Source organism: Novosphingobium sp. G106, from assembly GCF_019075875.1.
Taxonomy (GTDB): domain Bacteria; phylum Pseudomonadota; class Alphaproteobacteria; order Sphingomonadales; family Sphingomonadaceae; genus Novosphingobium.
The window spans coordinates 5,685,657-5,710,520 of the sequence record NZ_JAHOOZ010000001.1; the positions used below are offsets into that span (position 1 = coordinate 5,685,657).

The following is a 24,864-nucleotide window of genomic DNA, read 5'->3' on the forward strand; positions in this document are numbered from 1 at the left end:
GGTTCACCAATCCCCTGACATCCTGCTTGGTGCGGCGCCGGCGAACGTCTAACGCAAAATCCGATTGCAAGTTTGAGGCTACGATATGCATCCCTTGATGAACCCAAGCGGCGGTGTGTCGGGCTCGGCCAAAATCACTCCAGCGTGCGGTGTTCCCATGGCCATTGTCGCCGTCAGCGCAGTCCTGTGGTGGCTGTGCGAGTACCACGCCGCGGGGTTGCCATTCCTCGCACCCTGGGACTTTTCGTTTGTGGGGTTCTATGGCCTCGTCTTTCCCGTCTGGTGGTATGTCCGCGGAACTGCATTGACCGAACAGGCTAAGCTTCCGTCGGCATGGCGAACGGCGTCCTTCATCATGGGCATCGGTACGATATATATCGTCCTCCTCACTCGCTTCGAATATCTGGCGGAACACATGTTCTTCCTCAATCGGCTGCAACACGTAGTCATGCACCATCTCGGTCCCCTTCTGATCGCTCTTGCCTGGCCATGGCAGATGATTTTGAGCGGGATGCCGCAGGGTGTCAGGCGGATCGCCGAGGGCCAGCTGGCGCTCCGAATTCTAGGGCTGATGCGGCGGCCGTGGTTGGCAGGCTCCTTGTTCGTAGGGTTGATCGCCCTATGGCTCGTTCCGTCGGTCCATTTCCGGGCAATGATCGATCCGAAGCTCTATTGGGCGATGAATGGATCGATGGTGATTGACGGGATTTTCTTCTGGAGCCTGGTTCTTGATCCTCGCGAGCCCAGCATGGCAGAAGTCTCTTGGGGGGCGCGTGGGGCTTTAGCAATTGGCATCATGTTCCCGCAGATCCTCGTCGGTGCTATCATCGCGCTGTCGAGCCGAGACCTATACAGTTTCTACGCGTGGTGTGGCCGCATCTATCCGACGGTAAGCCCTCTTGACGATCAGGCGCTTGGCGGCCTGATCGTCTGGATCCCGCCGGCCATGATGAGCGTGATCTCGTTGCTCCTGGTGCTCAACGCGCTTCGCCGCTGCGAGGAGCGGACTGGTCCGGAACTCGAGGAAGGCTTCTCGTCGTCGAGCTGGACGGGACGTCCATAACTATCTCCCGACACGATGAGACGCTTCAGGTCTTGCGCCGTACCGTCGATATCGGACCTGGTCGTCGAGAGGGAACCCACCAGCAGTCGAGCGGCTCCCGTCCGATCGAAGGCGTAGATGGCCGAGCTGTGCGTGACTTGATACTCGCCCCCGGGGGCCGAAGGCCTAACCGAATAGGCAATACGGTATCGACGCGCGAGTGCTGCCACCGCGTTCTCGTCGCCCCGCAATGCATCGACCCGGGGAGCAAACGCGTGCGCGTACTCCCTTAATGCCGGCAGTGTGTCACGCGCAGGGTCAACCGATACAAAAAGCACTTTGGCGCTCCTTGCCCTAACCCCCAATTTCTGCAGGGCAAGACTCAGATTTATCAGCGTTGTAGGGCAGGCATCCGGGCAATACGTATAGCCAAAATACAACAGGACGATTTTGCCGCGATAATCCTTGGCGCTTACCCTCTTGTTGTCGCCGGCTCTTACGAGGTCGAATTGCAAGTCTGGCAGACCGCCGGTTATGTTCGTGTTATGCCATGGCTTTGCTTCAGCGCAGCTCAACAAAGCCGGAGCGATGACAAGCAGGACCAGCAGCGGGGGCAGAGCACGAGAAATCTGTGACTTCATCCAAGAGTTGCAAGATCGACTAAGCCAAGCGGGGAATACCGCCGAAGGTAATGTTTCCGCGGAGCCGGCATGTCGAGCGGTGGCCTTGCCTAAGGCCATGCGAAGCCGCACGCCGAGACCTCGAGCAACTACGCCACGGCGCACAGCAATCGGGTCCGCCCTATCGAGCGGGAACCGAACGAAAATATAATCGCAAAACGCCATAGATTCTGTTTCTCTGGTGACCGTTGATATGACCGGCTCACAATCTGTGTGGCGTCAAATCCAGACGAAATACGGTAATGTAACGCAATTTCATTTGCAGTGGGATTTTGCGAGAATGTCATCGTAAAGCGTTTTGAGCCGCGTAAAGTCTCCACCTGAATAGACGTCGCGGAACTCACCAAGGGAAATGCAGGCTCTCTTGTTATCTTTCAATCGCAGCATGGCCATTGAAAGATACAGAAGGCTGTCGGGTGCGCGAGGATCGGTCCGTCCGCCGCGATAGTTCGCGAGAAACCACTTTGCGGCTTCCATTGGATGATTATCATCGAGAAATGATCGGCCCAATAGATTTCGAGCGAAGCTGACACGTGCGTGCTGAGGGTATTTTTCGATGAACATCTTCAGCTGTTGCTGTGCTTCTGGGTATAGATCTGCACGCCAGAGCCGATAGCCGTAGCTGTATTCGTCATCGCCGGCATCGTTCGTGCGGGGTTTTATGATGGCGAGGACTGCCGCCAGTCGCTGCTTTGAAGGCGGCGTGGTCTTGGATCCTTTCGCTACCGTTGCGTTGGTGACTATGCCTCTCGTCGTTGCGGGCGGACTGGCAATCAGATCTGACTTGATCGCTGCTGCCTTGGCGGGTTCGTCGGCTCGGGCGGCTTGCTCGAGTTGCGAGATACGCTCCGAGGTGTGCTGAAGGCGAGTGGTAAGTGAGGTCAGCGAGCGTTCGATGGACTCCAGGCGAATAGCCAGATCTGCAGTCGGGGTCGTCGCTGGTCGCCCCGCTATGACCGTTCTGGTGAGCGGCCCCCAAATCTCGGGAGTGAATATCTTGCCACCTCCGCCAGGAAACACATTGCGCTGCAATGCACGAATTTCGGCCTCCATCCTCCGTATCCTCGTCTCTGAGGAGGCATCCTGCGCACTCGCGCCGGCCGAGAACATAAGAAGTATCAAGGATGCGAGCAACGGCATCCACCTGGGTTTGGATATGAAATTGCAGGATCTGAACGAGACCACCTTGAAGATGGATGACTTAAACACGGACGCTCCAAACTGAGTACACCGGAAGAGGTCCGGTGCAATAAAGAAATCATCTATATAGTAAGTAAATGTTATTCTCAGGTCGTTGTGTGGCCAGGTTTAAAGGGGATAGGGATGGAAAATCGCTCGGTCTCTTACATAAAAAGTCGGAATCGGGGAATGATGAATTATGAAAACAATGAGTTATGATAATCCGAATTCAATTTTACCTCGACGTCTGGCATGGCTACGTCCTGTAGGGATCGGCGGCGGACGGCGCTCATCCTCTGGAACGGGTGTCACCTCATGCCGCCGGGCCAGCGCTATCCCGCGGGGAGTGTCGATTTGCATCTCAAGAATGGGCTGCGCTCTGACCTCGCCTGGGCATGGCAAGTGGGAGGGGCTCGGTGTCGGCTGCCAAAGGGGGGGCGGGGCGTTCTATAGGTTTGCGCTCAAGCAGCTAGGCGCCTGATGCTTCTGGTCGAAGTGCTCTTCTGCGGAGGTCAGTGCCTTCCCGCCACCCTCTGCAAATAGCAGTAAATAAGAGCCAAAAAATATCAGTGAGATGCGTGGTAAACGACTATGTTATGAAGGGAAACGGAGCATGATATTTTACGCCTTAAAAGACGATGAGCGAATCTATACGCTGGAGATGCCAGTTGACGACGGGGCAGTCCATCTCCCAGACCTGGCCAAGCTCGGCATCACCGATTTTCAGGTGAAGTACCCCCAGTTTTCGCTCCGCGAACATCGCATCCTTTTTGGTTTTTCGCATTCCTGAATTTGCGTGAGGCAAAGTTTTGGCTCACACGTAAAAGCTTTTGATGAGGGTGAGGTGGGGAGGCCATGGCAAGAAACGCGATGGATCGGGCGGCGCTCTTTTATAGTGGCTAAGTAATTATAAAGTGCAACGCATCAGTAGTAAATCGGCTAAAATCGTAATCATGTAGTGTTTGAAGTTTACTAATTAACTTTTTTCTATCGTGCTATAATAAAAATCGCGAATTCAGTGCCTTATGGGGTGAATTTATTTTTCGTTTGAATTGGAGCCTTCCGATCTATGGTAAGTATCCGCGCAATGTCGCTTCCCTTGTTTTTAACCCTGGCTTCAATGTCGACACCCGCCGCCTGTCAGGACGGACGCGAGTGGGACCGTGCGCGCCAGCAGCTCATGGCTAGCAAGAGCGAAGCCCTTGCACAGGCGATAGACCGTTGGCGGCAGCTGACGAAGGCGCCTCCGGTAAACAGCTTTGACACTTACGCCGGCTTCGTTCTCGCCTACCCAGACTTTCCCGATGAGGACAAACTGCGCACCTATGCCGAGCAGGCGCTGGGCCGTGAAACGCCCGATCTTTCCCGGCTGGTCGCCTTCTTCGACCGCTTTCCGCCGCTGACCAATCCGGCACGCGCGCGCTACGCCCTGGCGCTATTCTCGCTCCAGCGCGGCGAGGCGCGTTCGATCGGCCTGCAAGCCTGGCGCGGCGGCTCGATGAGCGATGCCTCCGAAGCCGCGCTGTTCTCGCTCCTCGGCTCCGCCCTGACCCCGGCGGACCACGACGCGCGGATGAACGCGCTGCTCTGGGCCGGCGACGCTACGGCCGCAGCGCGGCAGATGACCTATGTTTCGCCCGCGGCGCGCGCCGGCTTCATGGCGCGGCTGACCTTGGTCCAGGGCTCCGCGCCAGGCACACTCGGCCTGCCGGTGCCGGGCGATGCGCTGCGCGATGCCGGCTATGTCTATGCCAGCGTCCGGCAGGCCCAGCGCTCGGGCAACACCTACGGCGCGGTCCAACTCCTCGCGACACGACCGCCCGCGACCACGCCGCCGCTCGATCCCGAGAAATGGATCGGCATGCTGCTGTCGGTCGCACGCGGCGCGGACAGCGCCAGCGCGACGCGCATCGCCGCCTCGATCGACGATACCTTCTCGCCCGGCACCGACGTCAGCCGGATGAAATTCAAGCTGCGCGACGACTATACCTCGCTGATGTGGCTGGGAGGCACGCGGGCGATGCAGCAGCTCGGCAATCCGACCGGCGCCGCGCCGCTGTTCTACCGCTACGGCGCTGCGGCGCAGACCCCGCAGACCCGCGCCAAAGGCTTTTACTGGGCCGGCCGCGCGCTCGCGCGGGCGGGCGACAATTCCGGCGCCAACCGCTACTTCGAAATGGCCGCTGCCTATCCCACGGCCTTCTACGGCGAGCTCGCGCTCGAACGGCTCGGCCGGCCGATCCCGCCGCTGACCAGCGCGCCGGTGCAGGTTCCGTCTCAGGCCGAACGCGCCGCCTTCAACGCCAAGCCGATCACAGCGGCGGTGCGCGAAGTCGCCCGCGCGTCCGACTGGCAGACCACGGTGCGCTTCTTCCGCGCGATCAGCGACCAGGCCGTGAGCGAAGGCGACCACGTGCTCGTCGCCGACCTCGCCACCAGCCTCGGCCGGCGCGACCTCGGCGTGATCCTGGGCCAGGCTGCGCATGCCGAAGGCTTCGTCAATCTGACCAAGGTCGCCTACCCGCTGCTTCCGGCCCCTGCCGGCACCGACTGGACGATGGTCCACGCGATCAGCCGGCAGGAGAGCCAGTTCTCGCAGAATGCTGTCAGCCACGCCGGCGCGCGCGGGCTGATGCAGTTGATGCCCGGCACGGCGCGCGAGCAGGCCGGCAAGATCGGCCTCGCTTACGACGCCAGCGCGCTGATGGCGGATCCCAGCTACAACCTGCGGCTTGGGGATGCCTACTTCGCGCGGATGATGGACTATTTCGGCGGCTCCTATCCGCTGGCGGTGGCCGCCTACAACGCCGGCCCGGGCAACGTGAACAAGTGGCTGCGCAACAACGGCGATCCGCGGACGGGTTCGATTGAATGGGTCGACTGGATCGAGGCGATCCCGCTGAGCGAGACGCGCAATTACGTCCAGCGCGTACTCGAGAACGCCGTGGTCTACGAAGCGATGAACCCAACGCGGGCGCGCTATACCGGCACGGCGCCGCTGAGCCACTTCATCGGCAAACGCCAACCAGGTTAACGTAATATAAGTGTCGGAAAGGTCGCCTGGGGCCGGGTGCTGCTTTTGAGTCCAAATTGCTTGGATCTTGTCATTACGAGGTGGCTCCGCGCCGGATTTCCGTGAGGTCACAACGGCCAGGGGGGCAATATCCCTCGGCCCAGGCACGGTGGATATAGAATGTTTTGCAGCCGTGGCGAAGGTGCAATGATAGCGCGGCCCGATCATTGGATCTACCGCGAGGGGGGTTAAATCCGATTAGATCTAAGATTTTTACGAAAAATCAATGAGAGTATTTGTCATGTTGCACAACCAATGGCGTAATTAATTGTAAAATTACCATATAGATTATGCAGACATGTCATTTTGGGAAGCTAATTTGATAGCCTTTATCATTCTAAATGAAGAAATACACATTCCAATAAATATGAATCCGTAGAATGACAAGATCATATACGTTCGTAGTATGTGAATGCCATCTGATGATAGATATCTAATGATGCTCTCTAACATTGCATTTGTTCTCGGTTGATGTCGAACGAGGGATGGTTCTGGTTCATATTATGAGGGGGGTATCGGTAAAGTGTTGAACTATGAGGTTCAGATGCTTTCTCAAAAATTCAGGACTGCCCGTTGGAGCTTTCATTGGACTTGTTGGACTGCGTCAGAAATGGTGCGGACAGGCCGTGATAAAGTCGCTCGCGGCAGACCAGCGCGCTCACCAGGTCCGCAATGAGCGCTGTCGCGAACAGGGGCATGATCATCCCTCTGCTTGCTGTCGTTTCGGTGATGATAATAATGGCTGTGAGTGGAGCGCGTACGACGCCTACAAAATAGCCGATCATTCCCAGCAGCACGACGGCACCTTTCGGATCGTCCGGAAAAATCGCAGTCAACAGATCGCCTAGGCCCGCGCCGACCGATAGCGATGGCGCGAAAATGCCGCCGGGCGCACCGCTCAATGCGGTCGCAAGCGTCGCTAGGAATTTCGCGGGACCAAACCACACCGAGGCGCCTTCCGATTCCACCAGATGGCGCGTCGTCTCATACCCGGTCCCCCAGGTTGTGCCGTTGCTGACAATCCCGAGTACGGCCACCAGCAACCCGCAAGCCGCGGCGACAATAACCGGGCGCTGCTTGAGCGCTTTGAGCCAAGAGCGACGCGGTGCTGACAATCCTAGCAAGGCCCTGGCGAAGAGCCCGCCTGCCAGGCCGCCGGCAATGCCGGCGACTGGAGCAACCAGCAGCACGCCGCGAAGGTCGAGTGTCTGCCGCATGGCGCCAAAATAGATATAGTCGCCCGCTATGCCAAGACTGACGAGACCGGCGATCATCACGGCGGCCATCACGAGCACCGCAACTCTTTGCTCGTAAGCCGAGGCGAGCTCTTCGATAGCAAAGGCTACACCTGCCAACGGTGTGTTGAAAGCGGCGGCCACGCCAGCGGCGCCGCCTGCGATGAGCACGCCTGCCGTGATCGGCACGCGAAGAAACCGGTGCACCGCAACCATGATTGCTGCGCTTATCTGGACTGTTGGTCCCTCCCTGCCAACCGACCCCCCAGCGCCCAGCATCATGACGGTCATGATCACTTTCAAGATGCCGGTCTTGAGGGAGACAAGCGGTCCGAACGCATCGCTTGCCGGATTCCGGGAGGCGGCAATAACCTGCGGTATTCCCGAACCACGCGCCTCCGGTGCCCAGCGATGCGTCACATAGACGGCACCGGCGAATACCGCGGGCGTGAGAATAAGAGCGCCGTAAGGAAAGGACGAGCTGAAAACGTGGAAGACTTTCTGCGCTAGATCGCCCAGCTTGGCGAAAGCGATCGCCAACAAGCCCAGCAGGATGGCGCCAACGCCCGTCGCGATCCTGCGGTGAAATACGGCGAGCGCATCCCGAGCGCGGGTCGTCCCATTCCCAGATTTGACCTGCGCGCCCGATATGACCTGTCGCAGATCCCGAAAGAGTTTAATTCCCATTATACGACCTGCCGGGGGGTGGTCCGTAGCAGGAAATAACCAGCGATTGCCGACGCTATCGAACCTGAAAGAATACCGAGTTTGGCTGCGTCATTCTGATGGGAGCCGTCACCGAATGCGAGGCCGCCAATAAACAGGCTCATCGTGAAACCAATCCCACATAGCAATGCGATGCCATAGACCTGACGCCAGCTCGCCCCGAGCGGCCGTTCGGCCAGCCCCATACGCACCAAGGCGAACACGGCAGTAAAGATCCCGATCTGTTTTCCAAGGAAGAGGCCGAGCGCGACACCGAGCGGAACGGGAGCCAAAACGTCTCGAGGCAAAAATCCCTGCAAGGCGACGCCTGCATTGGCAAAGCCGAATAGCGGCACTATCGCAAATGCGACCCAAGGGTGCAGGCCGTGCTCGAGCCGGGTCAGTGGCGAGAGTCTGTCGTCGGGACGCCCTGGTGTTCGCATTAGTGGCACCGTCATCGCAACCGCGACCCCTGCCAACGTAGCGTGGATTCCAGACCGAAATACAAAATACCAGACTACGGCGCCGACGAGCAAATAAGGCCAGAGCGCTATTATCCCGCGGCGATTTAAAAGCACCAGAACCACTAGCCCGAGACCCGCACCGGCTAGGGCCGCAAGATCGATTTGCGATGTGTAGAATACCGCGATGATCAGCACGGCGATTAGGTCATCGATGATCGCGACTGCAGCTAGGAATATCTTGAGTGACGTCGGCGCGCGTTGACCGAGCAAGGCCAGAACGCCTAGCGCAAATGCGATATCCGTGGCAGCTGGAATTGCCCAGCCTCGAAGGCCTGTCGGGTCCTCCCAGTTCAACGTTGCATAGATGGCGGCAGGAACGGCTACTCCAGCGGCCGCCGCGACGCCAGGCAACAGCCGGTCTGACCACCTCGCAAGCTGTCCGTCGAGAACCTCGCGCTTGATCTCCAATCCGACCAACAGAAAGAACAGCGCCATGAGGGCGTCATTGATCCAGTGCAGCAGGGTGAGGCCGCCCAGATCTTGATGCAAGGTCTGGAAATAGCTGGTGGCCAGCGAGGAGTTGGCAACGAGCATGGCTATGCCGGCAGCGGCGATGAGAATGATCCCGCCCGCCGCTTCAGTAGCAAGAAAGGCGCGCATCATCGAAAAGCGACGGTTTGCAGTGGCGGGTGAAATCATCTGCCCGCTCCTAGCCCGACAGGCCCGGCGCTACCACCAAAAGGCGGCGTCGAGCCAATTTTTCTTGCTAAGTGCGAGCGCGCAGGAGGCGGCAATGCGATCAATCGGCGAAGAGGATCGAAGTGGCCTGCGAGACAGCGGACGCGGGCGAACCCGCGCCGGGCCTCTCCTGACGGCGAGCTGCACCCGCCTGCCTAATCGCCGCACCGAACGCGACCGGGGACAGTCAGGTTTCCTTGCGAAGGGTGCAGTCGAGCCGATGTCATGCTGATTCGTACCAGCGTGCACCGAGCCGGCTTGTCTTCTTGCTGAGGAAAGGGGATTGTCGAGCGTCGTCGGGAATGGTGCAAGCTGGATATGGCCTTGCCCGGGCGGAGCACTCGAATAATCGCCGGGTCGACGTGGAGAGCATGCAATGTCCAATTATCTCGATATGCCGAATTATAGTTGATCGGAACCGGAGAATTCACATTAGGCTGCATGTATCCCCCAAAATCGCTTGGACCGTTGGGCTAGCGTTCGCCATGAGTATTATAATCTATCTGTCACGATATAATATCGTCAGCGACGGTGTATTAAATTTATCGATAATAATTTCCGTCGTGGTGGCGTGTGTAGTTATCAATGTAATCAGATGAATTGAATATTGCATTTATTGGTGGATGAAATAAAATCAAAATAATATTAGGATAAGGTCCGAAAATATAGCCGGGTGATGGATTGCGCTGTATATAGCCAGCCGAGGTCTGCTAGTGCAGTGCTTTGACAGGTGCGATGCGCCAGACCGTATTTGAAAGATGGTCGGCCACCAGCAGCGCGCCTCTGGGATCGAGCGCTACGCCTACAGGCCTGCCACCAGCATGACCCTTGCCATCGAGGAAGCCCGTCACGAAGTCGACGGGATTCCCGATCTGTTTGCCGCCGGCAAAACGATCAAGCGCTATCGACATCCTGAATCACGCTATTGATCTGAATCTTGCTTGGAACTTGATGGATAAAGAATATCAGCACGCCAATCGAACATAGTGCCAACGCCCCGGCCACCATTAGCGCCATGTTCGGGACGAAACTGAAGCCGCCGCTCTCGTCGGCCGACCGGGATCGTTCGCAATACGATCAAACAATAGAGGATGGTGGCAATGAAGGTTCCAAGCGTGACCTGATTGCCGCGATCTCGCATGAAATTTGTTAGAAGACGCGGCCCGTATTGTCCCGAAGCATAGACGACGGCGGCGATTGTGACGGAAAATACGGTGGCGGCCACGGTGATCATGGATCCGCCGACGCGGATAGCATCTGCCGGGCACCGTCGGGCCGCGCGGCATAGAGCCACGTGAACCGGTCCATCCAGTCGGATCCCTCGTAGCTGTCCAGCGTAATCATGAGGAAAGCGAGCAAAACGGCCAACAGCGCCATGATGCTGGGCACGAACCAGTAGCTCGCAGTGAGCTTGTCGCCGATGCGGAGGAGCCAGCTTTTCAAGGGCCCAAGTTTCCGCAGATCGCGATGTAATGCTTGTCATAGATCATAGTGATTCACTGCGAGGCAGGAGCAAATCGTCGAAGGTAGTAGCACTGTATTTGGCGCTACCGGCCGTTACCGTCGAATTCAGATTTGGCACTGGACACCCAAGCGGTCCTTGCCGCAACCCGATGAAGGTACACAGATCAATGCACCAGGCGGCATCGCGTTCCGGTTGTGTGTGGCAAGTCCTGCAAATAGCGACCAGGCCAGCTGGCTAAGCGGCTTGTCGTAGATCGGCTTTCAGCACCAAGATCTGCTAGCTCATGACATCAGCACGGCGGTGAACCGGTCTCGCCACCACACAACATCCTCGGCAAGGATGTTCTCATACATTGGCTTCCAGCGCGCCACGCGTTCCTCGCGGGGCATGTTCAGCGCTTTGTCTATGGCATCGGCGATGTCGTCCGCGCTGTATGGATTTACGATCAGGGCTCCCTTGAGCTGCTCGGCAGCGCCGGCAAATCGAGACAAGATCAAGACCCCCGGATCGACGGGATCTTGCGCGGCCACATACTCCTTGGCGACCAGGTTCATGCCATCGCGAAGCGGCGTAACGAGGCCTATCCGAGCCGCGCGATAGATTCCGGCAAGCACATTGCGCGGAAACCCTTGATTCACATAGCGAAGCGGTACCCAGTCAATATGGGCGAAGGCGCCATTGATCCGCCCTGATAGCGCATCGAGTTGGGCACGTATGTCGCGATAGCTCTGCACGGTATCGCGGGAAGGTGGCGCTATCTGAAGCATGTAGACATTGGAATGCGCATCGGGCCGCGTCTCGAGATAGCGCTGATAACCATTGAATCGTTCCTCGAGGCCCTTTGAGTAATCGAGACGATCCACCCCGACGATCAAGCTTCGCCCAATCGAGCTTTCCACCATTCGACTGTGGGCGACGACCGCATCCTCGCTGCTGGCGCTGTCGACAAATTCCTGAGCGTCGATCCCGATCGGACAGGCAATCGCTCTGATCGTGCGGCCGCCGACGGTAACCTCGTCGTTGGCGCCAAGCGATCCTCCCATTTCGCGGGTGACATAGTCATGAAATGTCTCCAGCCATTCCCTCGTCTGGAATCCGACCACGTCGTAAGCGAACAGTGCCTCGACCAATCTGCGGTGCTCCGGAAGGGCGGTTAGCAGTCGGGTCGGCGGCCAGGGGATGTGGAGAAAGAATCCGAGGCGGTTGGTGAGGCCCTGTTGGCGTAGAACCCAACCGAGGGGGATCATGTGATAATCATGAACCCAAATGAGATCGTCCGGCTCGATATGCGGCCCGATCACCGCGCCGAACACGCGATTGACCCGTTCGTAGCCACCCTGAAACTCCCGTTCGAATTCGGTCAGCCCCAGTCGATAATGAAACAGCGGCCACAATGTTCGGTTCGCGTAGCCATCGTAATATTCGTCCACGTCCTGTTCTGGCAGATCAATGGTGGCCGAGGTAACCCCATCGTAGGTCTCGAACTTGAGAGCGCCGGTCTCCCCCGTCTCTCCGGACCAGCCGAACCAGATGCCTTCCGCCTCCCGCAGGGCTGCAGTAAGCGCGACCGCGAGCCCCCCCTTGCGCGGCCGGCTGCGCAGAAGTTGGCGCCGAGACACGGTTGGATATGACTATCAATCTGCTCAACGGACGGTGCTCCACGGCTTGCTTAGCAGAACTGCGCAATTTATCATGCCGACGAGTGAATAGGTTTGCGGATAATTGCCCCACAATTCGCCGGTGCTAGGATCGATATCCTCTGAAAGCAGACCCGCCGGCGTGCGACGCGAAAACATCTCTTCGAGTAGTATGCGCGCATCTTGATCACGGCCAGTGTAGTGGAGCGCTTCAATTAGCCAGAACGTGCAAACGTTGAATGCGGTATGCGGCAACCCGAAATCGTCCTCGCTGTCGTAGCGCAACATGTTCGATCCACGCCGCAGACCTGTCTCGACAGCCTGAAGCGTGCCGAGGAAGCGCGGATCGTCAGGCTCAAGGAAGCGCAATTCGAGCAGTTGGATCAGGCTTGCGTCGAGATTATCGCCAACGAAAGTCGCTGAAAGCCGGTTGGATTCGGGGCGCCACGCCGCCCGCTCGATATGGGCGCGCATCGTATCGGCGCGGGATTGCCAGAATTCGGCTCGGTGCCCGAGGCCAAGCACGGAAGCGGCATTGGCGAGCCGGTCGCAAGCAGCCCAGCACATCGCCGCCGAGTATGTGTGGACATGCGACTTCGTGCGCAACTCCCAAAGCCCTGCATCCGGCTTGTCGTATCGTTCCCATGCGCGCTCGCCAATCGGCTCCAACGCCTCGAAATCGGTGATTTTCGCCATGCGAAACAGCCGATGGTCGAAAAAGGCCTGGGCATTCGACAGTATGATTTGACCGTAGGCATCATGCTGGATTTGGTCATAGGCTTGATTGCCCACGCGCACCGGCCCCATCCCGCGGTAGCCGTTGAGCCCCGGCGCCTCCCATTCGGTCAACATCTTCTCGCCGCCGACGCCGTAGAGCGGCTGGATGTGCCCCCCCGCGGCATTGTCGACGATGTTGCGGAGGTATTCGAGATAGCTTTCGAGCACGTCGAGCGCACCAAGCCGATTGAGCGCCTGGATCGTGTAGTAGGCATCCCTGATCCAGCAATAGCGGTAGTCCCAATTGCGGCCGGAATTCGCATGTTCGGGAATCGATGTGGTCAAAGCCGCGACGATCGCGCCGGTTTCCTCGTGCTGACACAGCTTGAGGGTAATGGCTGAGCGGATTACCGCTTCTTGCCACTCATGTGGCGTCGCCAGGCCACGGACCCAGTGCCGCCACTCCGAAGCTGTTTTATCGAGCATCATGTCAAGCGCAGCGCTGATTTCGTCGGCAAAACTCTCGTCTGGGCCAAGAAAGAAATGCAACGGCTTCTCGACCCGAAATAGGCGTTCGTCCTCGATCCAGCCTACGGGTGCAGTGGTCGACAGTCGGATCACGCCATCCTCAAGCAGATAACGGACATGGTTCGAGCCGCGCGTCCGTTCGGCGCGCGCACTTCCCCAGGCTCTCGAAGGACGCAGGCGGACGCGAATGCGCGGCGATCCTGCGACGGGACGGACAATGCGCGCGAAGGCAGTTGGCCGGTATGTCCGGCCATTGCGGTGAAATCGCGGGGCGAAATCGGTCACTTCCACCGCGTTGCCGTGCCCATCGGTATGGCGCGTTACCAGGATCGGCGTGTTGCGCAGATAGGACTGGCGCGTATCGGTCACGCCATCAAGGTCGATCTCCCAAAAGCCATAGGCGCCTTCGCCCCCTGGCGGTGAATCGTCGAGCAGCGAGGAGAAAGCAGGATCGCCATCCACGCGGGGAAGGCAGCCCCAGACGAAGCGGCCCGATCGATCGATCAGCGCAGAGACCTGGCAGTTGCCGATCGGCCAGAGATCGAGGGTCGCGGTCACAGGGCGCGCAACCAGTCATGGACATCGGCCACGCTCGCCAGCCGGTACTGGGCAGCCGATTTGCGGGGAGCACCTACGAGGATACCGGTTCCACCGAGCGCAACGCAGCGCTCGAAACCAGCCTCGTCGGTTACGTCATCGCCGAGGAAGACCGGGAGACTTCCTGCAAACGGCGGTGCCTGCATGAGCGCGGCTATCGCGCTGCCCTTGTCGTGACCGGAAGAGCGCAATTCGACCATCATTTTTCCCTCCTGCGTCACCAAACCATCGACTGCGCCGAAACGTTGCACCGCTGCGTGGGCGGCATCGGCCAGCGACGGATTTTGTCGGTAATGGATGGCAACGCCCAAGGATTTTACCTCGATGACAATGCCTTCACATTGGCCGAGGTCTTCACGGAATGCGCGCTCGGCGTCATCCAGCGCGTGCGGCCGTTCCAGCCGGCACACGCTTGCTCCGGCAAGTCGGACCTCTGCGCCGTGACTCCCCACCGTTGCCAGCCTGCGATGCAGCGATCCGATCAGACTGTCGAGTTGCTCGATCGAGCGCCCGCTGACCACGGCCACCCGCCCTGCCAGGCGCCCGATCAGCCCGTCGATCAGGGCTACAAGCGGCTCTGCGACCACCACAGCGTCCGGACGATCCGCGAGATCGATCAGTGTGCCGTCGAAGTCGAGAAAAAGGCTGATCGATTGCGACGGGAAAATCGGAGGACGCGGTTGCTGCATCGCGGGAACCTTACAGGCTTATGCGTGCGAGCGCACCCCGATCGTGTCGCTTCGTGCGGTGATTGGCCTCATTTTTACTGCGCCGCACAGCTCCGCCCGCTCGCCTGAGAAGATCTCTGCTGCAGAGTTGCAGACCGCCATGGGCCCCAACGAGCTCTTCGAACGGGGAAGGGCGAACGTATACGGCTCCAGCACGATTACGTGAAGGCTGCCCGCCGAACGGGCAGGGGCGAGCTCGGACGCCAGCGCGCCCTCGGCAGGCAAGCCAGCCACCGCGTTTAGCTGTTGGACCATTTTGCGATCGTCTCGCCGCTTCGCGGATCATCGATCGCGACGTTGTCGAAGACCGCGGAAATCGTGCAATCGGGCGGTACCTGCCCCCCCCACCACGACAAACGATGACCCGTTCGTCCGCCAGGCGTTGGAGTCTGCCGGTTATGACCAGGTCATATCCGATCTCACTCGGGGCCTTTCCTTCGTCCAGCACTTTATTGGTCGTATAGGCCCTATTGTTGCGTCGATGCGTCCGCGCATCCGCTTCTGTAAAAAATTGTGCGATTCCAATTTTTTGAACCGGTGCCGGCGTGGGTATGACGTCCTGCGAATTAACGGCGGCGGAAGGACTGACCCGAGACGGCGGACTGACCCGAGACTGCGGACTGGGCCCGGGACTGGCAGTCATCGCCGGCTCGGGGCTGGCCGCAGGACAAGCGGCAGTCAGCAACCACGGACGGCGAATCCAGAACCCCTCTACTGCTTCGTATCCAGCGACGCCCAGCGATCCCGCGGACGTTGAATGGTCGGAAATGCCAGGCTCCACACGAAGCGACAGCAGGCGTCGTTTCTTGTCGAACGTCCAGCTCCGCGCCTCATCCCCGTCACTCCCTCCCGGCGCGCCGCATCCGAAACGCAGCCGAAGCTCAAATCGCTTGCCCGCGAGTTCATTTTGATTTTCCGTATCGCTCTGAGCCAAAGCATAAGCGCTCGCTGCCTGGGCCACCGCCAGCAGCAGGGCCTGACGATCGAGCGGCAGGTCGGCAACGACAAGAGTCGGTACGACTGGAGCACTCTCGGTTTCTGCGCGGGGGGCAGCTGCTTGCCGTTCCGGTTGCTGCTGGCATCCCCACAACGCGACGATTGCCGCGAAGGCGGCTAGGAGACGGCGGTTTCGCATCCCGGCTCCATAACACAAGGAAAAGCAGAACCGTTAGATGCGTTCGAGGTTATCGCCTTGGAGATCGCCAACATTCTGATCATAAGGCTGAAATGAACGTCAGCCAGATGATAACGCTTGCCGTACTCGCGGCCGTGATCACCGCGCTGATCTGGGACAAGCTGCGTTCAGATGTCGTCGCTCTGACCGGCGCCGCCGTTCTGCTGATGACGGGCGTCGTCCGGCCCGTAGAGGTCCAGGCTGCATTCGCCAGCCCCGCGATCATTGCCTTGGCTTCGCTGTTCGTCATTGCATATGCAATGGAGCTCTCAGGCTTGCTCGATGCGGCCATCCGCCATTTGACGCGCTTGTGCCAACGCATCGGCAAGGCGGGGTTGTGGCTTATGATCGGCCTGTCGGGCGCGGCTTCCGCCTTTCTCAACAACACGCCGATTGTCGTGCTGGGTGCGCCGGTCGTGCGCGATGTGGCCCGGTCGCTGGGCCTCTCGCCAAAACCGTTCCTGATACCGCTTTCCTATGCGGCCGTGCTGGGCGGGTGCTGCACACTGATCGGCACCTCTACCAACCTGCTGGTCAACGACATGGCGTCAGTTGCCGGCCAGCCGCGCTTCGGCATTTTCGAGATCACCCCCGTGGGGGTGACCGTTGCCCTGGCCGGAGGGCTCTATCTGATGCTGTTCAGCCAGCGGTTGATCCGCAGCGAGGATGTCGCTCCCGAAACGCCTCTGTTTCCCGAAGGAAAGGTGATCGAGCCAGGCCTGGCTGGCGGTCAGATCGGCTCCGCCCTGTCGTTCGCAGAGTATTCTGCGCTTCGGCCAGCAGCCGCGATTGCGTCTGCGGCCGTATTTGTGGGCACGGTTACGCTTGCGGCGCTCAATGTCGCGCCCATTGCTGCCTGCGCATTTGCCGGCGCAGTCCTGTTGATCCTGCTCCGGGTGATCACAGCCGAGGAAGCCTATTCGGGGTTACGCCCCGAGGTGCTCATGCTCATCGCAGGAATGGTGGTGTTGGGCGTTGCGCTCGACGTGACCGGGCTAGCGGGCTCGCTGACCTCGCTGCTGATTTGGTCGGTCGATGGCCTCAGCCCCTTGATGGCACTCATCATTGTCTACGGGGTGACCCTCTTCGCCACGGAAATTCTATCCAATGCCACCGTCGCCGTGCTCTTCACCCCCATTGCCGTCTCTTTGGCCGAAGCGCTTCAGGTCAGCCCGAGGCCATTCCTGGTCGCGGTGATGGTCGCTGGAAGCGCGGCTTTCGCGACGCCATTTGGCTATCAGACCAATGTGCTCGTCTATCAGATGGGCGGCTATAGCTATATGGATTTCGTCCGGATCGGCATTCCGCTCAATCTGATAACCTGGTTGGTCGGGGTCGCCGCCATTCAGTTCTATTTTCCGTTTTAGATCAGGAATTCCGCGGCGATTATTCGCGATTGAATTCATGCATCAGTGCCGCGCTTTGATCGGCAACCACCGCTCCCCTTTTGCCCATCGGACGTTCCGGCCCGGTGGTCGTGTCTTGCGCGGTCTGCCGTTCCGTCTCGGCATTGATCACTGCCCCGACCAGGATCGCATAGGCCGAGACATAGAGCCACATCAACAGCACTACGACAGCGCCAAGCGACCCGTAGGTCGCATCGTAGTCGCCAAACCGGGCAGCGTAAAAGCCGAATGCCAGCGTTGCAGCGAGCCACAAAAGGGTCGCAGCGACAGACCCCGCGGTCAGCCATTGCCATCGCGCATCGGCCCGGTCAGGCGCGAAGCGGTACATGGCAGCGATTGTCATGCAGCATAGGCCGCCGGCGGCGCACCATGTCAGCACGCCGGTAAAGGCTGCGCCGATCGGGCCGATGTCCCCGATGAGGGCGCTGGCATAGCCAATCATCGTTGCCGCGGCGATGCCGACAACGCCGATCACGATCGCGCCGACGATCAGCAGACCAGCCGTAACTGTGCCACGAAGAATGCTCCGGCGGTCTTCCTGGTCGTAGATCACGTTGAGCGCGGAGATGAGCGCTGACGATGCTCGGGTCGCCCCATAGATCGAGACGGTAAGGGCGACGAGAAGGCCGAGCCCCTTTTTGTCGGCGGCTGCGCTGGTCAAGTTCGAGAGCTGTTCGTGGATGAGCATCGCGGCATCGGTCGGCACAAGCGCAATGATTACTTTCATGTGTTCGGCGACGATCGCTGGATCCGCTAGGAGCCCGTAGGTCATGACGAGCGCGCCAAGCAGAGGCACGAACGACAGGAATACGTAAAACGCCACTCCGGCCGACATAAGACCGATGTTGTGCCGGCCGATATTTCGCCAGACGCGTTTCAGGACAGCCTGCCACGCTGGGCCCGACAGTTGAGCTGGGGAGCGCGCCCACGCTCCATATTCCGTCGGTTCCCGATCCTTGTCCAAACCTCGCCTCCTTCAAGCGTAACGCGCGTAGAACTATCGGGTTCGCTCGGTGCCTCGCAGCAGATGCCCGTACGGCCTCCTGAATTCGTTCAAATCGAGAAGCGAACGGGCCCGAGACTGGTGGCTACTGCCCTGGCAATGGGCGGGCAGCACCGCAACGAAGACCGCTGCCGACCAAAAGGCGATCGGCGTCAGGAAATCGGCTGATGGGTATCGATGCCTGCGCTTTGATCGGTCTGGGGTAGAGGCGGCGCGGTTCCGCGATCACGGTAAGACGGAATGTCTGGCGCTCCTCCGGCTACGGGATTGGCTTCGAGACGAGCAATCATCTGCTTCATTTGCGCGATCTCCCGAACCTGGGCGTCTATGATCCCATCGGCGAGCTTACGGACCTCGGGATCCTTGATATGCGCGCGCTCGCTGGTCATGATCGCGATCGAATGATGGGGGATCATCGCCTTCATGTAGGAGACGTCGTCGACGGTCTCCTGACTTCGCACAAGCCAAAGCGCGATGCCGAAAATCAAAATGCTGCCACCGATGATCGCGATTTTGACCCGCCGTTCTCCATACATTTCCCACATGAAGCCGAGCATGATGATCGCCATTGCAGCGCCCATCACTACGGCCATCCAGGACCGGGTCTGGCTATATTCGACGTGGCTCAACGCGTAAGTGTTGAGATACATCAGCCCGAACATGACGATGGTCGAGGTCATGATCATCGCCGCGAACCTGCCGTAGCTCATGCCGCTCCGCGGCGATGCCTGCTTGCGGTGGTCTCGGGATTCCATGAGCATTTCCTCTCCTTGCGCGGCCGGTCCCCTAGTCTAATGCGCCGCTTGCCCCCTGGGTTCCGACCCCGTTGCGCGCGCTCGCGACCAATTTCGCGAAATCGGACCGTCGCGCTTCAAAGTCACCCAGCGGCACAGTCGTTGCCGTGTTCTTATCCCAGGAAGATAGTCCCTTCGCCGCAAATCCTCGGTTCGGTTGACACCTAGTGGACTTCTTGCGGATTGAGGCAGTTGCGGGTTGGAATGCCAGTGTCCGCACACAGCCATCGCACCTAGTCTCTCCTTCCGCCCAAGCCGGATTTCGCGCTCCCGACTGCCTATGGTTGCCGGTGGATGCTGGTATCGTGCGCCGGCGGCACATGCTTTAGGAGCCTGGCGATCGCAACCAGTGTTGAGCCAAGATAGACTAGCCCCGCCGGAACCCACATCAGAAGTCCGGCGATTTGCTGGTCAGCGAGCGGCTGCGACGCGTAGCTGACATAGAGCGGATTTGGTGCGAGCGTAATGAGTGCGGCGAGCAGATTGCCTTGCAGCCCGACCAAAGTGACGAGCAGGATGGCGGTCCCCGCATCGAGCCGCCGGTTGCCGCTGGTCGAGATCATCCGCCAGAACACTGCCGCGGTCATGAGGAAGGTGAGGTGCTCGAGCGTGTGGAGTTGCTCGTTGGCCAGCGCATTTTCATAGAGATGAGGCGCGTGCCAGATCCACAGACCCAGTGCGAAGAGCGTCGCCGCTACGACCGGGGCCAGCCGGTCCGATGCGCCCGCCTTGACGCCTGGCGCCCGGTTGATGCGCCGCCCGATCCAGCGCCGCGGTATCATCGGCAGCGCGAACAGGGCCACCAGATGCATGTTGGACATTGCCATCAACGGCGCGGCGACGAGCATCAACAGGAGATGCTGGAGCATGTGCCAGGCAAAGCTGCTGTCGGCAAAATCGTCGATCGGCGAGAACAGTGCGGCAATCAGCACCGCGACAGAGCACGAATAGCAAAGAATGCGCGGCAAGGGGGCAATCGAGCGCCGCTGGGCGGGAGTCATGCGCGCCTGCCCGGTAGCGTATATCAGCGCCGAGGCAGTCAAAAGCGCGAGGGCGAGCGGCTCGAATGTCCAGTCGCCCAGCGCGGCGCCGTGCGCCTCGCCGCCGTGTGCCCTCGCTGCGCCGGGCACCAGAAGCGCGAGCGCGAAGATCAGTTGAATGAAGCGAAGCCGAGGCATGCCGACAGCGTGAAAATGGCGGTGAGTTGGACGACAACTGCGAGTCCGAATATCGCGCTGGCGCAAAGGCCGCAATAAGCGAGGAAGCGGGTGCGTCCTTCGCCAATTTCCTGGACGCATTTCTGGTCACCACGCTTCTCGCCGCGGGTTTCGCGATAATTCGCGATGGCGATCCCCATACCGACGATGGTTGCGGTCAGCGCGGCAAGGTTGATCGCGACCAGCCAAAAGTTCGGCGGCCTCCCAGCGCCGCAGCCGTTCGCGGCGACGACGTAGCTGGCGACGACCTGCAGCGAGAACGCCGCAGGCGCGAGCGTGACCCCGCCGACGATGCGCCAAAGCGCCACGTCGCGCTTGCCGGGCGAAGGGTGACTGACTGCGCGTGCCAGCGGATGCAAGTCGCTCATGCCAGCCTCGGCGCCAGATAGACCGTTGCGAACACAAATAGCCACACGACATCGACGAAATGCCAGTACAGCGTTATCAAGCTACGGTGCTGCTCGTGCCCTGGCGCGATCCGGCCCGTCATGCTCCAGACCAGCAGGACCGTAAGGGCTATCAACCCTAAGGCTACGTGCGCGAGATGGGTGCCGGTCAGCACGAAATAGATCGAGCTGTAGCTGTCGGTCGAAAGAGAAAATGGCCTGTCCGACCATTCTTTCAGCCCGAGCGCGATGAAGCCCGCCCCCATCAGAATCCCGATAACGAGCGCAACCCTTGCCAGGGCAATGTCGCCCGTGCGCGCGCGGCGCTTGGCGAATTCGAGGACGAAGCTCGATCCCACCAGCAGGACGGTGGCGGGAATTGCCAGAGACAGACTAGGAGGCCCCCCGGTTGGAGGCCAAGCTTGAAAGCCCTGGCTTCCCAGATAGGCGTAGGAAAAGATCAGATAGGCGAAGAGTATGCCCTCCGTCGCGAACAGGCACAGCATCCCCCACCAGGGTGTGCCGATCTGGCCCATGCCGTGGACCGGCAGGCGCTCGTCGAGGGTCTTGGCGTCAGCCATAAACGCGTACCGCCTCGTCTTGTGCGGTATCGCCGCCGGGAGCGTACCACCGGATCAGGATGATCAGAGTCGCGATCCCGCCGAACGCGCCGAGCGCTACGGAATGCAGGAGCAATCCACCGAACAGCGGCATCAGCGCTACCGACAGTGCGAAGGGTAGCCAGCTGTCGCCCGGCATCTTGAGGATCACGTCGGGCTCGCCGTCGAGCGGCGTAACCGCGAGCGTCTCTTTGCCGCGATCGAGCAGGAAACCTTCGGCAAAGAGGCTTTTCTCGCCGGTATCGCCGAGCCTTTCCTCCCAAAGCGGATGCCGCGAGGCGATAACCGGGATCACCGCAAAATTGTAGACCGGCGGTGGTGACGAAATCGCCCATTCCAGCGTTGGTCCATCCCATGGATTTGGACCCGCGACACGTCCGCTGCGCCTTCCCAGCCAGATGTTGATGAAGAACAGCAGGATGCCGAATGCGAAGAGGAAGGCGCCGATCGACACGACCAAATTGGTCGAGGAAAAGCCCATATCGCTCCCGTAAGTATAGACGCGCCGGGGCATTCCGGCGAGTCCGAGCCAATGCATCGGCAGGAACGCCAGGTTGAATCCGGCGAACATTAGCCCGAACACCCATCGGCCCAGCCGTTCGTCCATCATCCGCCCGCTCATCTTGGGGAACCAGTGATAGATCGCGCCGGTCACCGCGAACAGATTGATCCCGATCAGCACGTAATGAAGGTGCGCGACGATGAAATAGGTGTCGGTCAGCTGCCAGTCGAGCGCGAGGCTGGCGGTCATCACGCCCGAGACCCCGCCGATCACGAACAGCAGGATGACGCTGGTGAAGAACAGGAACGGCACGGTAATCCGGGCTCGTCCGGTCCAGATCGTCGCGATCCATGCGAAAACCGAGATCGCCGATGGGATAGCGATGACGAAGCTTGCCGCCGAGAAGAAACTGAGCGCCAGCGTCGGTACACCGGTGGCGAACATATGATGCAGCCAGACACCGAACCCGACGACCATCGTCGCGACGGTCGCCATAGCGACGAGCGTGTAGCCGACCAAGGGGCGGCGACAATGGACGGGCAGCGCGTCGGATACCATGCCCATCGCGGGCAGCACGATCGCATAGACCCAGGGGTGGCCGAAGATCCAGAAGAGGTGCTGCCACAACAACGGCTGGCCGCCGCCGCTGACTTCGAAAAAATGGGTGCCCAGATTGCGATCGAACCACAGGAACAGGCAGGCGAGACTGACTGCCGGTACGGCGAACAGGTTGGCGACACTGGCAGTCATCGTCCCCCAGACGATGATCGGCAGCCGGTTGATCGACATGCCCGGGGCGCGCATCCGCAGCAGCGTGACGATAAAATTGGCCGAGCCGACCGTCGTCGAGATGCCCAGGAAAATCAGCCCGAGGCAATAGACATCGATGTTCGGCCCGGGCGAGAATTCGGACGAGCTGTTAGGGACATAATTGAACCAACCGCCATCCGGCGCGGCACCGAACGGGAAGCTGAGATAGAGAAAGATCCCCGCCGCGAGGAAGAGCCAGAAGCTTAGCGCATTCATCCGCGGGAAGGCCATGTCGCGGCTGCCGAGCATCAGTGGCCAGAGATAATTCGAAAATCCCGATAGTACCGGCAGCGCGTAGAGGAAGATCATCGTCACGCCGTGCATCGAGAATAGTTGATCGTACTGCTCCGGGTTCAGCACCGCTGCATCGGGCCTCGCCAGCTGGATGCGCATGACCAGCGCCTCGAGCCCGCCAACGACGAGGAAGGCGAATGCCGTGAACAGATAGCGGATGCCGATCACCTTGTGGTCGACGCTGCCGAACCAGCCTTTGAGGCCCGGTGCTTCGCCCCATGCCGCTTCGAGCGTCGCGGCGATCTCGGGCGGGTTGGGCGAGATCGGCGGATTGGGATCGACCGGGCTCATCGCAGAGCCCCGAGATAGCGGACGACCGCGGCGCGATCGGCGTCGCTCAGGGCTACCTGCGGCATCAGGGCGCCCGGTTTGACCCCCTGGGTGTCGGAGATCCAGCGATCACGCATCGCAGCCGTGTTTGGCAACAAACCAGCGGCAATGGTGGGCCGGTTCGCGAAGTGGGTGAGGTCGGGACCGTAGATTCCCGCTGCCGCCGTGCCGCGGACTGAATGGCAGGCCGCGCAATGATCGAGGAAAACCGTTCGCCCGCGCGTGTCGGGCGGCGCGGCCGGCGCGCGCTCGGCGGTAAACCAGCGCGAATATTCTACAGGGGCCAGCGCGGTAACCTGCAGTGCCATGCGTGCATGCTCGACCCCGCAATATTCCGCGCACTGGCCGCGATAGGTGCCTGCATCGCGCGCTTCGAGCCATGTGACATTGGTCTTGCCAGGGATCATGTCCATCTTGGGCCCCAATTTTGGCACCCAGAAATCGTGGATCACGTCGGCGCTCGCGAGCTCTATCCGGATGGGGACGCCGGTCGGGATGACGAGCCGGTTGGCGGTTGTGACGACTTGGTCGGGATGATCGGCGTCGCGGTACCGAATCTCCCACCACCAACGATGCCCGGTGATCTCGACAGTCATCCGGGGCGATGCACCGGGTTCGGCGATCGCCCGCGTCGCGACAAAGTTCCATACGGCCATTGTTATGAGCACCGGCATGGAGATTCCGACGCCCCAATAGATGAAGCCTAGGCCGTCATCGACTCGAGACACCGTATCGTCCGGCGACTTGCGGGCATTGCGCAGCGATGCCCGGATTGCGAGGCCGATCATCGCGGCGATGATCAAGGTCACCAGAATGGCTATTCCGGAAAATCCCCAGGCGATCCACTGCAAGGTGTCGGCGCTCGCGCTGCCACTGCCTGCCATGTAGCTGAGCGGCGTGCCGTCGCATCCCGACAAGGACAAAAACGCCAACGCAAATGCCGCGCCTAGGCCGCGCTTGCGGTTCATTTTTCGTCCGCCGCTCGTGCGGCTTCGCCAGGCTTGGTAAGCCAATCCTTTTGGCCGGGTATCTGGTCGCCGCGCAGGGCGGCGACGGCGTTTTGAGGCGGCACGCCGCCGCCAAGCGAACTGACGAACGCGGTAAGTTTCCACAACTGATCGGCAGGCAGCGCGTGCCCCCAAGCCGGCATTCCCTTCGGGCGCCCCTCGTAGATGGATTTGTAGATCTGCGCGGGTGCGCCGCCATAGCGCCAGTAGTGATCGTTGAGCGGCGGTCCCATCCCGCCCGCACCGGTATATCCATGACACCCGGCGCAGTTCATCGCGGTAAAAAGGCGTTTGCCGTCGGCAACCGCAGCGGGATCGTTGCCGAATGGATTGGCCAGGTCGATCGCGCCTGTCGGGACCGCGCCGCCGGCGATGTCGCCCAACGCAATCGAAGCGGGGCCTTCATATCCCGTATTGGTGGCCACGACCCCGGCGCGCGGTGCGGATCGCCCGTGCCAACCGACCCAGCCCGAAATGCTCGCACCAATCGCCCCGGTGGCTAGCGCGATCGCGACGACGCCGGGTGTCTTCAC

At 60.2% G+C, this 24,864-nt stretch carries 20 protein-coding genes and 3 pseudogenes; 5 read left to right on the forward strand and 18 right to left on the reverse strand.

Translation table 11 applies throughout. The annotated features are described in order from the left end of the window. Positions 1-85: 85 nt before the first annotated feature. Positions 86-1,063, forward strand: a complete 978-nt coding sequence (locus KRR38_RS27670) for a cytochrome c oxidase assembly protein (RefSeq protein WP_217406614.1) — start codon at positions 86-88, stop codon at positions 1,061-1,063. Positions 1,064-1,170: 107 nt separating this feature from the next. Here KRR38_RS27670 and KRR38_RS37910 read toward each other — a convergent pair. Together KRR38_RS37910 and KRR38_RS27675 are read right to left on the reverse strand one after the other, a co-directional pair. Beyond that, a pseudogene (locus KRR38_RS37910) lies at positions 1,171-1,887 on the reverse strand (SCO family protein); the annotation flags it as partial. A gap of 90 nt (positions 1,888-1,977) precedes the next feature. Next, on the reverse strand, positions 1,978-2,775 hold the full coding sequence (locus tag KRR38_RS27675; RefSeq protein ID WP_217406615.1) for a tol-pal system YbgF family protein: 798 nt from the start codon (positions 2,773-2,775) through the stop codon (positions 1,978-1,980). A 739-nt stretch (positions 2,776-3,514) separates the two neighbouring features. On the opposite strand from KRR38_RS27675, the gene KRR38_RS27680 reads away from it, so the two are divergent. After that, the gene (locus KRR38_RS27680; RefSeq protein ID WP_217406616.1) at positions 3,515-3,691 is read left to right on the forward strand and encodes a hypothetical protein; all 177 of its coding nucleotides are present in this window, start codon (positions 3,515-3,517) and stop codon (positions 3,689-3,691) included. Between the two features lie 330 nt (positions 3,692-4,021). Beyond that, the gene (locus KRR38_RS27685) at positions 4,022-5,935 is read left to right on the forward strand and encodes a lytic transglycosylase domain-containing protein (RefSeq protein WP_254515007.1); all 1,914 of its coding nucleotides are present in this window, start codon (positions 4,022-4,024) and stop codon (positions 5,933-5,935) included. 599 nt (positions 5,936-6,534) lie between these two features. Here KRR38_RS27685 and KRR38_RS27690 read toward each other — a convergent pair. The 8 genes and pseudogenes from KRR38_RS27690 to otsB all read right to left on the reverse strand — a co-directional run bounded on the left by KRR38_RS27690 (position 6,535) and on the right by otsB (position 14,749). Continuing rightward, complete coding sequence (locus tag KRR38_RS27690) at positions 6,535-7,896, reverse strand: chloride channel protein (RefSeq protein ID WP_217406618.1); 1,362 nt, start codon at positions 7,894-7,896, stop codon at positions 6,535-6,537. After that, complete coding sequence (nhaA, locus tag KRR38_RS27695) at positions 7,896-9,077, reverse strand: Na+/H+ antiporter NhaA (RefSeq protein WP_217406619.1); 1,182 nt, start codon at positions 9,075-9,077, stop codon at positions 7,896-7,898. The genes KRR38_RS27690 and nhaA overlap by 1 nt, the downstream gene beginning before the upstream one ends. 749 nt (positions 9,078-9,826) lie before the next feature. Then, positions 9,827-10,027 (reverse strand): hypothetical protein, encoded by a 201-nt coding sequence (locus tag KRR38_RS27700; protein WP_217406620.1) that lies wholly within the window; start codon positions 10,025-10,027, stop codon positions 9,827-9,829. Then, positions 10,011-10,133 carry a DUF2254 family protein gene (locus KRR38_RS36510; protein WP_309141155.1) on the reverse strand — a complete coding sequence of 41 codons (123 nt, stop codon included), beginning with the start codon at positions 10,131-10,133 and terminating at the stop codon, positions 10,011-10,013. The genes KRR38_RS27700 and KRR38_RS36510 overlap by 17 nt, the downstream gene beginning before the upstream one ends. 97 nt (positions 10,134-10,230) lie before the next feature. After that, positions 10,231-10,493, reverse strand: a pseudogene (locus tag KRR38_RS37915) (DUF2254 family protein); the annotation flags it as partial. A 369-nt stretch (positions 10,494-10,862) separates the two neighbouring features. Beyond that, a pseudogene (locus KRR38_RS27710) lies at positions 10,863-12,228 on the reverse strand (trehalose-6-phosphate synthase). Beyond that, positions 12,225-14,021, reverse strand: a complete 1,797-nt coding sequence (locus KRR38_RS27715; protein ID WP_217406621.1) for a glycoside hydrolase family 15 protein — start codon at positions 14,019-14,021, stop codon at positions 12,225-12,227. Before KRR38_RS27715 ends, KRR38_RS27710 begins: the two are co-directional and overlap by 4 nt. Then, positions 14,018-14,749, reverse strand: a complete 732-nt coding sequence (gene otsB / locus KRR38_RS27720) for a trehalose-phosphatase (protein ID WP_217406622.1) — start codon at positions 14,747-14,749, stop codon at positions 14,018-14,020. The genes KRR38_RS27715 and otsB overlap by 4 nt, the downstream gene beginning before the upstream one ends. 796 nt (positions 14,750-15,545) lie before the next feature. Here otsB and KRR38_RS27725 point away from each other — a divergent pair. Both KRR38_RS27725 and KRR38_RS27730 read left to right on the forward strand, forming a co-directional pair. Beyond that, complete coding sequence (locus KRR38_RS27725; protein WP_217406623.1) at positions 15,546-15,905, forward strand: hypothetical protein; 360 nt, start codon at positions 15,546-15,548, stop codon at positions 15,903-15,905. Between the two features lie 110 nt (positions 15,906-16,015). Further along, positions 16,016-17,329, forward strand: coding sequence for an SLC13 family permease (locus KRR38_RS27730; protein WP_217406624.1), 1,314 nt, complete (start codon positions 16,016-16,018; stop codon positions 17,327-17,329). 19 nt (positions 17,330-17,348) lie between these two features. Here the strand turns inward: KRR38_RS27730 and KRR38_RS27735 are convergent, their stop codons facing one another. The 8 genes from KRR38_RS27735 to KRR38_RS36525 form a co-directional block, all read right to left on the reverse strand. Continuing rightward, the gene (locus KRR38_RS27735; protein ID WP_256449526.1) at positions 17,349-18,332 is read right to left on the reverse strand and encodes a YihY/virulence factor BrkB family protein; all 984 of its coding nucleotides are present in this window, start codon (positions 18,330-18,332) and stop codon (positions 17,349-17,351) included. 191 nt (positions 18,333-18,523) lie between these two features. After that, positions 18,524-19,126, reverse strand: coding sequence for a DUF305 domain-containing protein (locus tag KRR38_RS27740; protein WP_217406625.1), 603 nt, complete (start codon positions 19,124-19,126; stop codon positions 18,524-18,526). Between the two features lie 317 nt (positions 19,127-19,443). After that, entirely contained in the window at positions 19,444-20,343 is a 900-nt protein-coding gene (locus KRR38_RS27745) for a cytochrome c oxidase assembly protein (RefSeq protein ID WP_217406626.1), read from the reverse strand. Then, entirely contained in the window at positions 20,316-20,750 is a 435-nt protein-coding gene (locus tag KRR38_RS27750) for a hypothetical protein (protein ID WP_217406627.1), read from the reverse strand. The genes KRR38_RS27745 and KRR38_RS27750 overlap by 28 nt, the downstream gene beginning before the upstream one ends. After that, complete coding sequence (locus KRR38_RS27755) at positions 20,747-21,349, reverse strand: cytochrome c oxidase subunit 3 (RefSeq protein WP_217406628.1); 603 nt, start codon at positions 21,347-21,349, stop codon at positions 20,747-20,749. The genes KRR38_RS27750 and KRR38_RS27755 overlap by 4 nt, the downstream gene beginning before the upstream one ends. Next, positions 21,342-23,285 carry a cytochrome c oxidase subunit I gene (gene ctaD, locus KRR38_RS27760; RefSeq protein ID WP_217406629.1) on the reverse strand — a complete coding sequence of 648 codons (1,944 nt, stop codon included), beginning with the start codon at positions 23,283-23,285 and terminating at the stop codon, positions 21,342-21,344. The genes KRR38_RS27755 and ctaD overlap by 8 nt, the downstream gene beginning before the upstream one ends. Next, positions 23,282-24,292 (reverse strand): cytochrome c oxidase subunit II, encoded by a 1,011-nt coding sequence (coxB, locus tag KRR38_RS27765; protein WP_217406630.1) that lies wholly within the window; start codon positions 24,290-24,292, stop codon positions 23,282-23,284. The genes ctaD and coxB overlap by 4 nt, the downstream gene beginning before the upstream one ends. Beyond that, positions 24,289-24,864: a c-type cytochrome gene (locus KRR38_RS36525; protein ID WP_217406631.1), complete on the reverse strand. Its 576-nt coding sequence runs from the start codon at positions 24,862-24,864 to the stop codon at positions 24,289-24,291. Before KRR38_RS36525 ends, coxB begins: the two co-directional genes overlap by 4 nt.

Coding starts and splice junctions, on each gene's coding strand:
- KRR38_RS27670 (WP_217406614.1), top strand. CDS start 86: ATGCATCCCTTGATGAACCCAAGCGGCGGTGTGTCGGGCTCGGCCAAA.
- KRR38_RS27675 (WP_217406615.1), bottom strand. CDS start 2,775: ATGGAGGCCGAAATTCGTGCATTGCAGCGCAATGTGTTTCCTGGCGGA.
- KRR38_RS27680 (WP_217406616.1), top strand. CDS start 3,515: ATGATATTTTACGCCTTAAAAGACGATGAGCGAATCTATACGCTGGAG.
- KRR38_RS27685 (WP_254515007.1), top strand. CDS start 4,022: ATGTCGACACCCGCCGCCTGTCAGGACGGACGCGAGTGGGACCGTGCG.
- KRR38_RS27690 (WP_217406618.1), bottom strand. CDS start 7,896: ATGGGAATTAAACTCTTTCGGGATCTGCGACAGGTCATATCGGGCGCG.
- nhaA (WP_217406619.1), bottom strand. CDS start 9,077: ATGATTTCACCCGCCACTGCAAACCGTCGCTTTTCGATGATGCGCGCC.
- KRR38_RS27700 (WP_217406620.1), bottom strand. CDS start 10,027: ATGTCGATAGCGCTTGATCGTTTTGCCGGCGGCAAACAGATCGGGAAT.
- KRR38_RS36510 (WP_309141155.1), bottom strand. CDS start 10,133: ATGGCGCTAATGGTGGCCGGGGCGTTGGCACTATGTTCGATTGGCGTG.
- otsB (WP_217406622.1), bottom strand. CDS start 14,749: ATGCAGCAACCGCGTCCTCCGATTTTCCCGTCGCAATCGATCAGCCTT.
- KRR38_RS27725 (WP_217406623.1), top strand. CDS start 15,546: ATGGTCGGAAATGCCAGGCTCCACACGAAGCGACAGCAGGCGTCGTTT.
- KRR38_RS27730 (WP_217406624.1), top strand. CDS start 16,016: ATGAACGTCAGCCAGATGATAACGCTTGCCGTACTCGCGGCCGTGATC.
- KRR38_RS27740 (WP_217406625.1), bottom strand. CDS start 19,126: ATGGAATCCCGAGACCACCGCAAGCAGGCATCGCCGCGGAGCGGCATG.
- KRR38_RS27745 (WP_217406626.1), bottom strand. CDS start 20,343: ATGCCTCGGCTTCGCTTCATTCAACTGATCTTCGCGCTCGCGCTTCTG.
- KRR38_RS27750 (WP_217406627.1), bottom strand. CDS start 20,750: ATGAGCGACTTGCATCCGCTGGCACGCGCAGTCAGTCACCCTTCGCCC.
- KRR38_RS27755 (WP_217406628.1), bottom strand. CDS start 21,349: ATGGCTGACGCCAAGACCCTCGACGAGCGCCTGCCGGTCCACGGCATG.
- ctaD (WP_217406629.1), bottom strand. CDS start 23,285: ATGAGCCCGGTCGATCCCAATCCGCCGATCTCGCCCAACCCGCCCGAG.
- coxB (WP_217406630.1), bottom strand. CDS start 24,292: ATGAACCGCAAGCGCGGCCTAGGCGCGGCATTTGCGTTGGCGTTTTTG.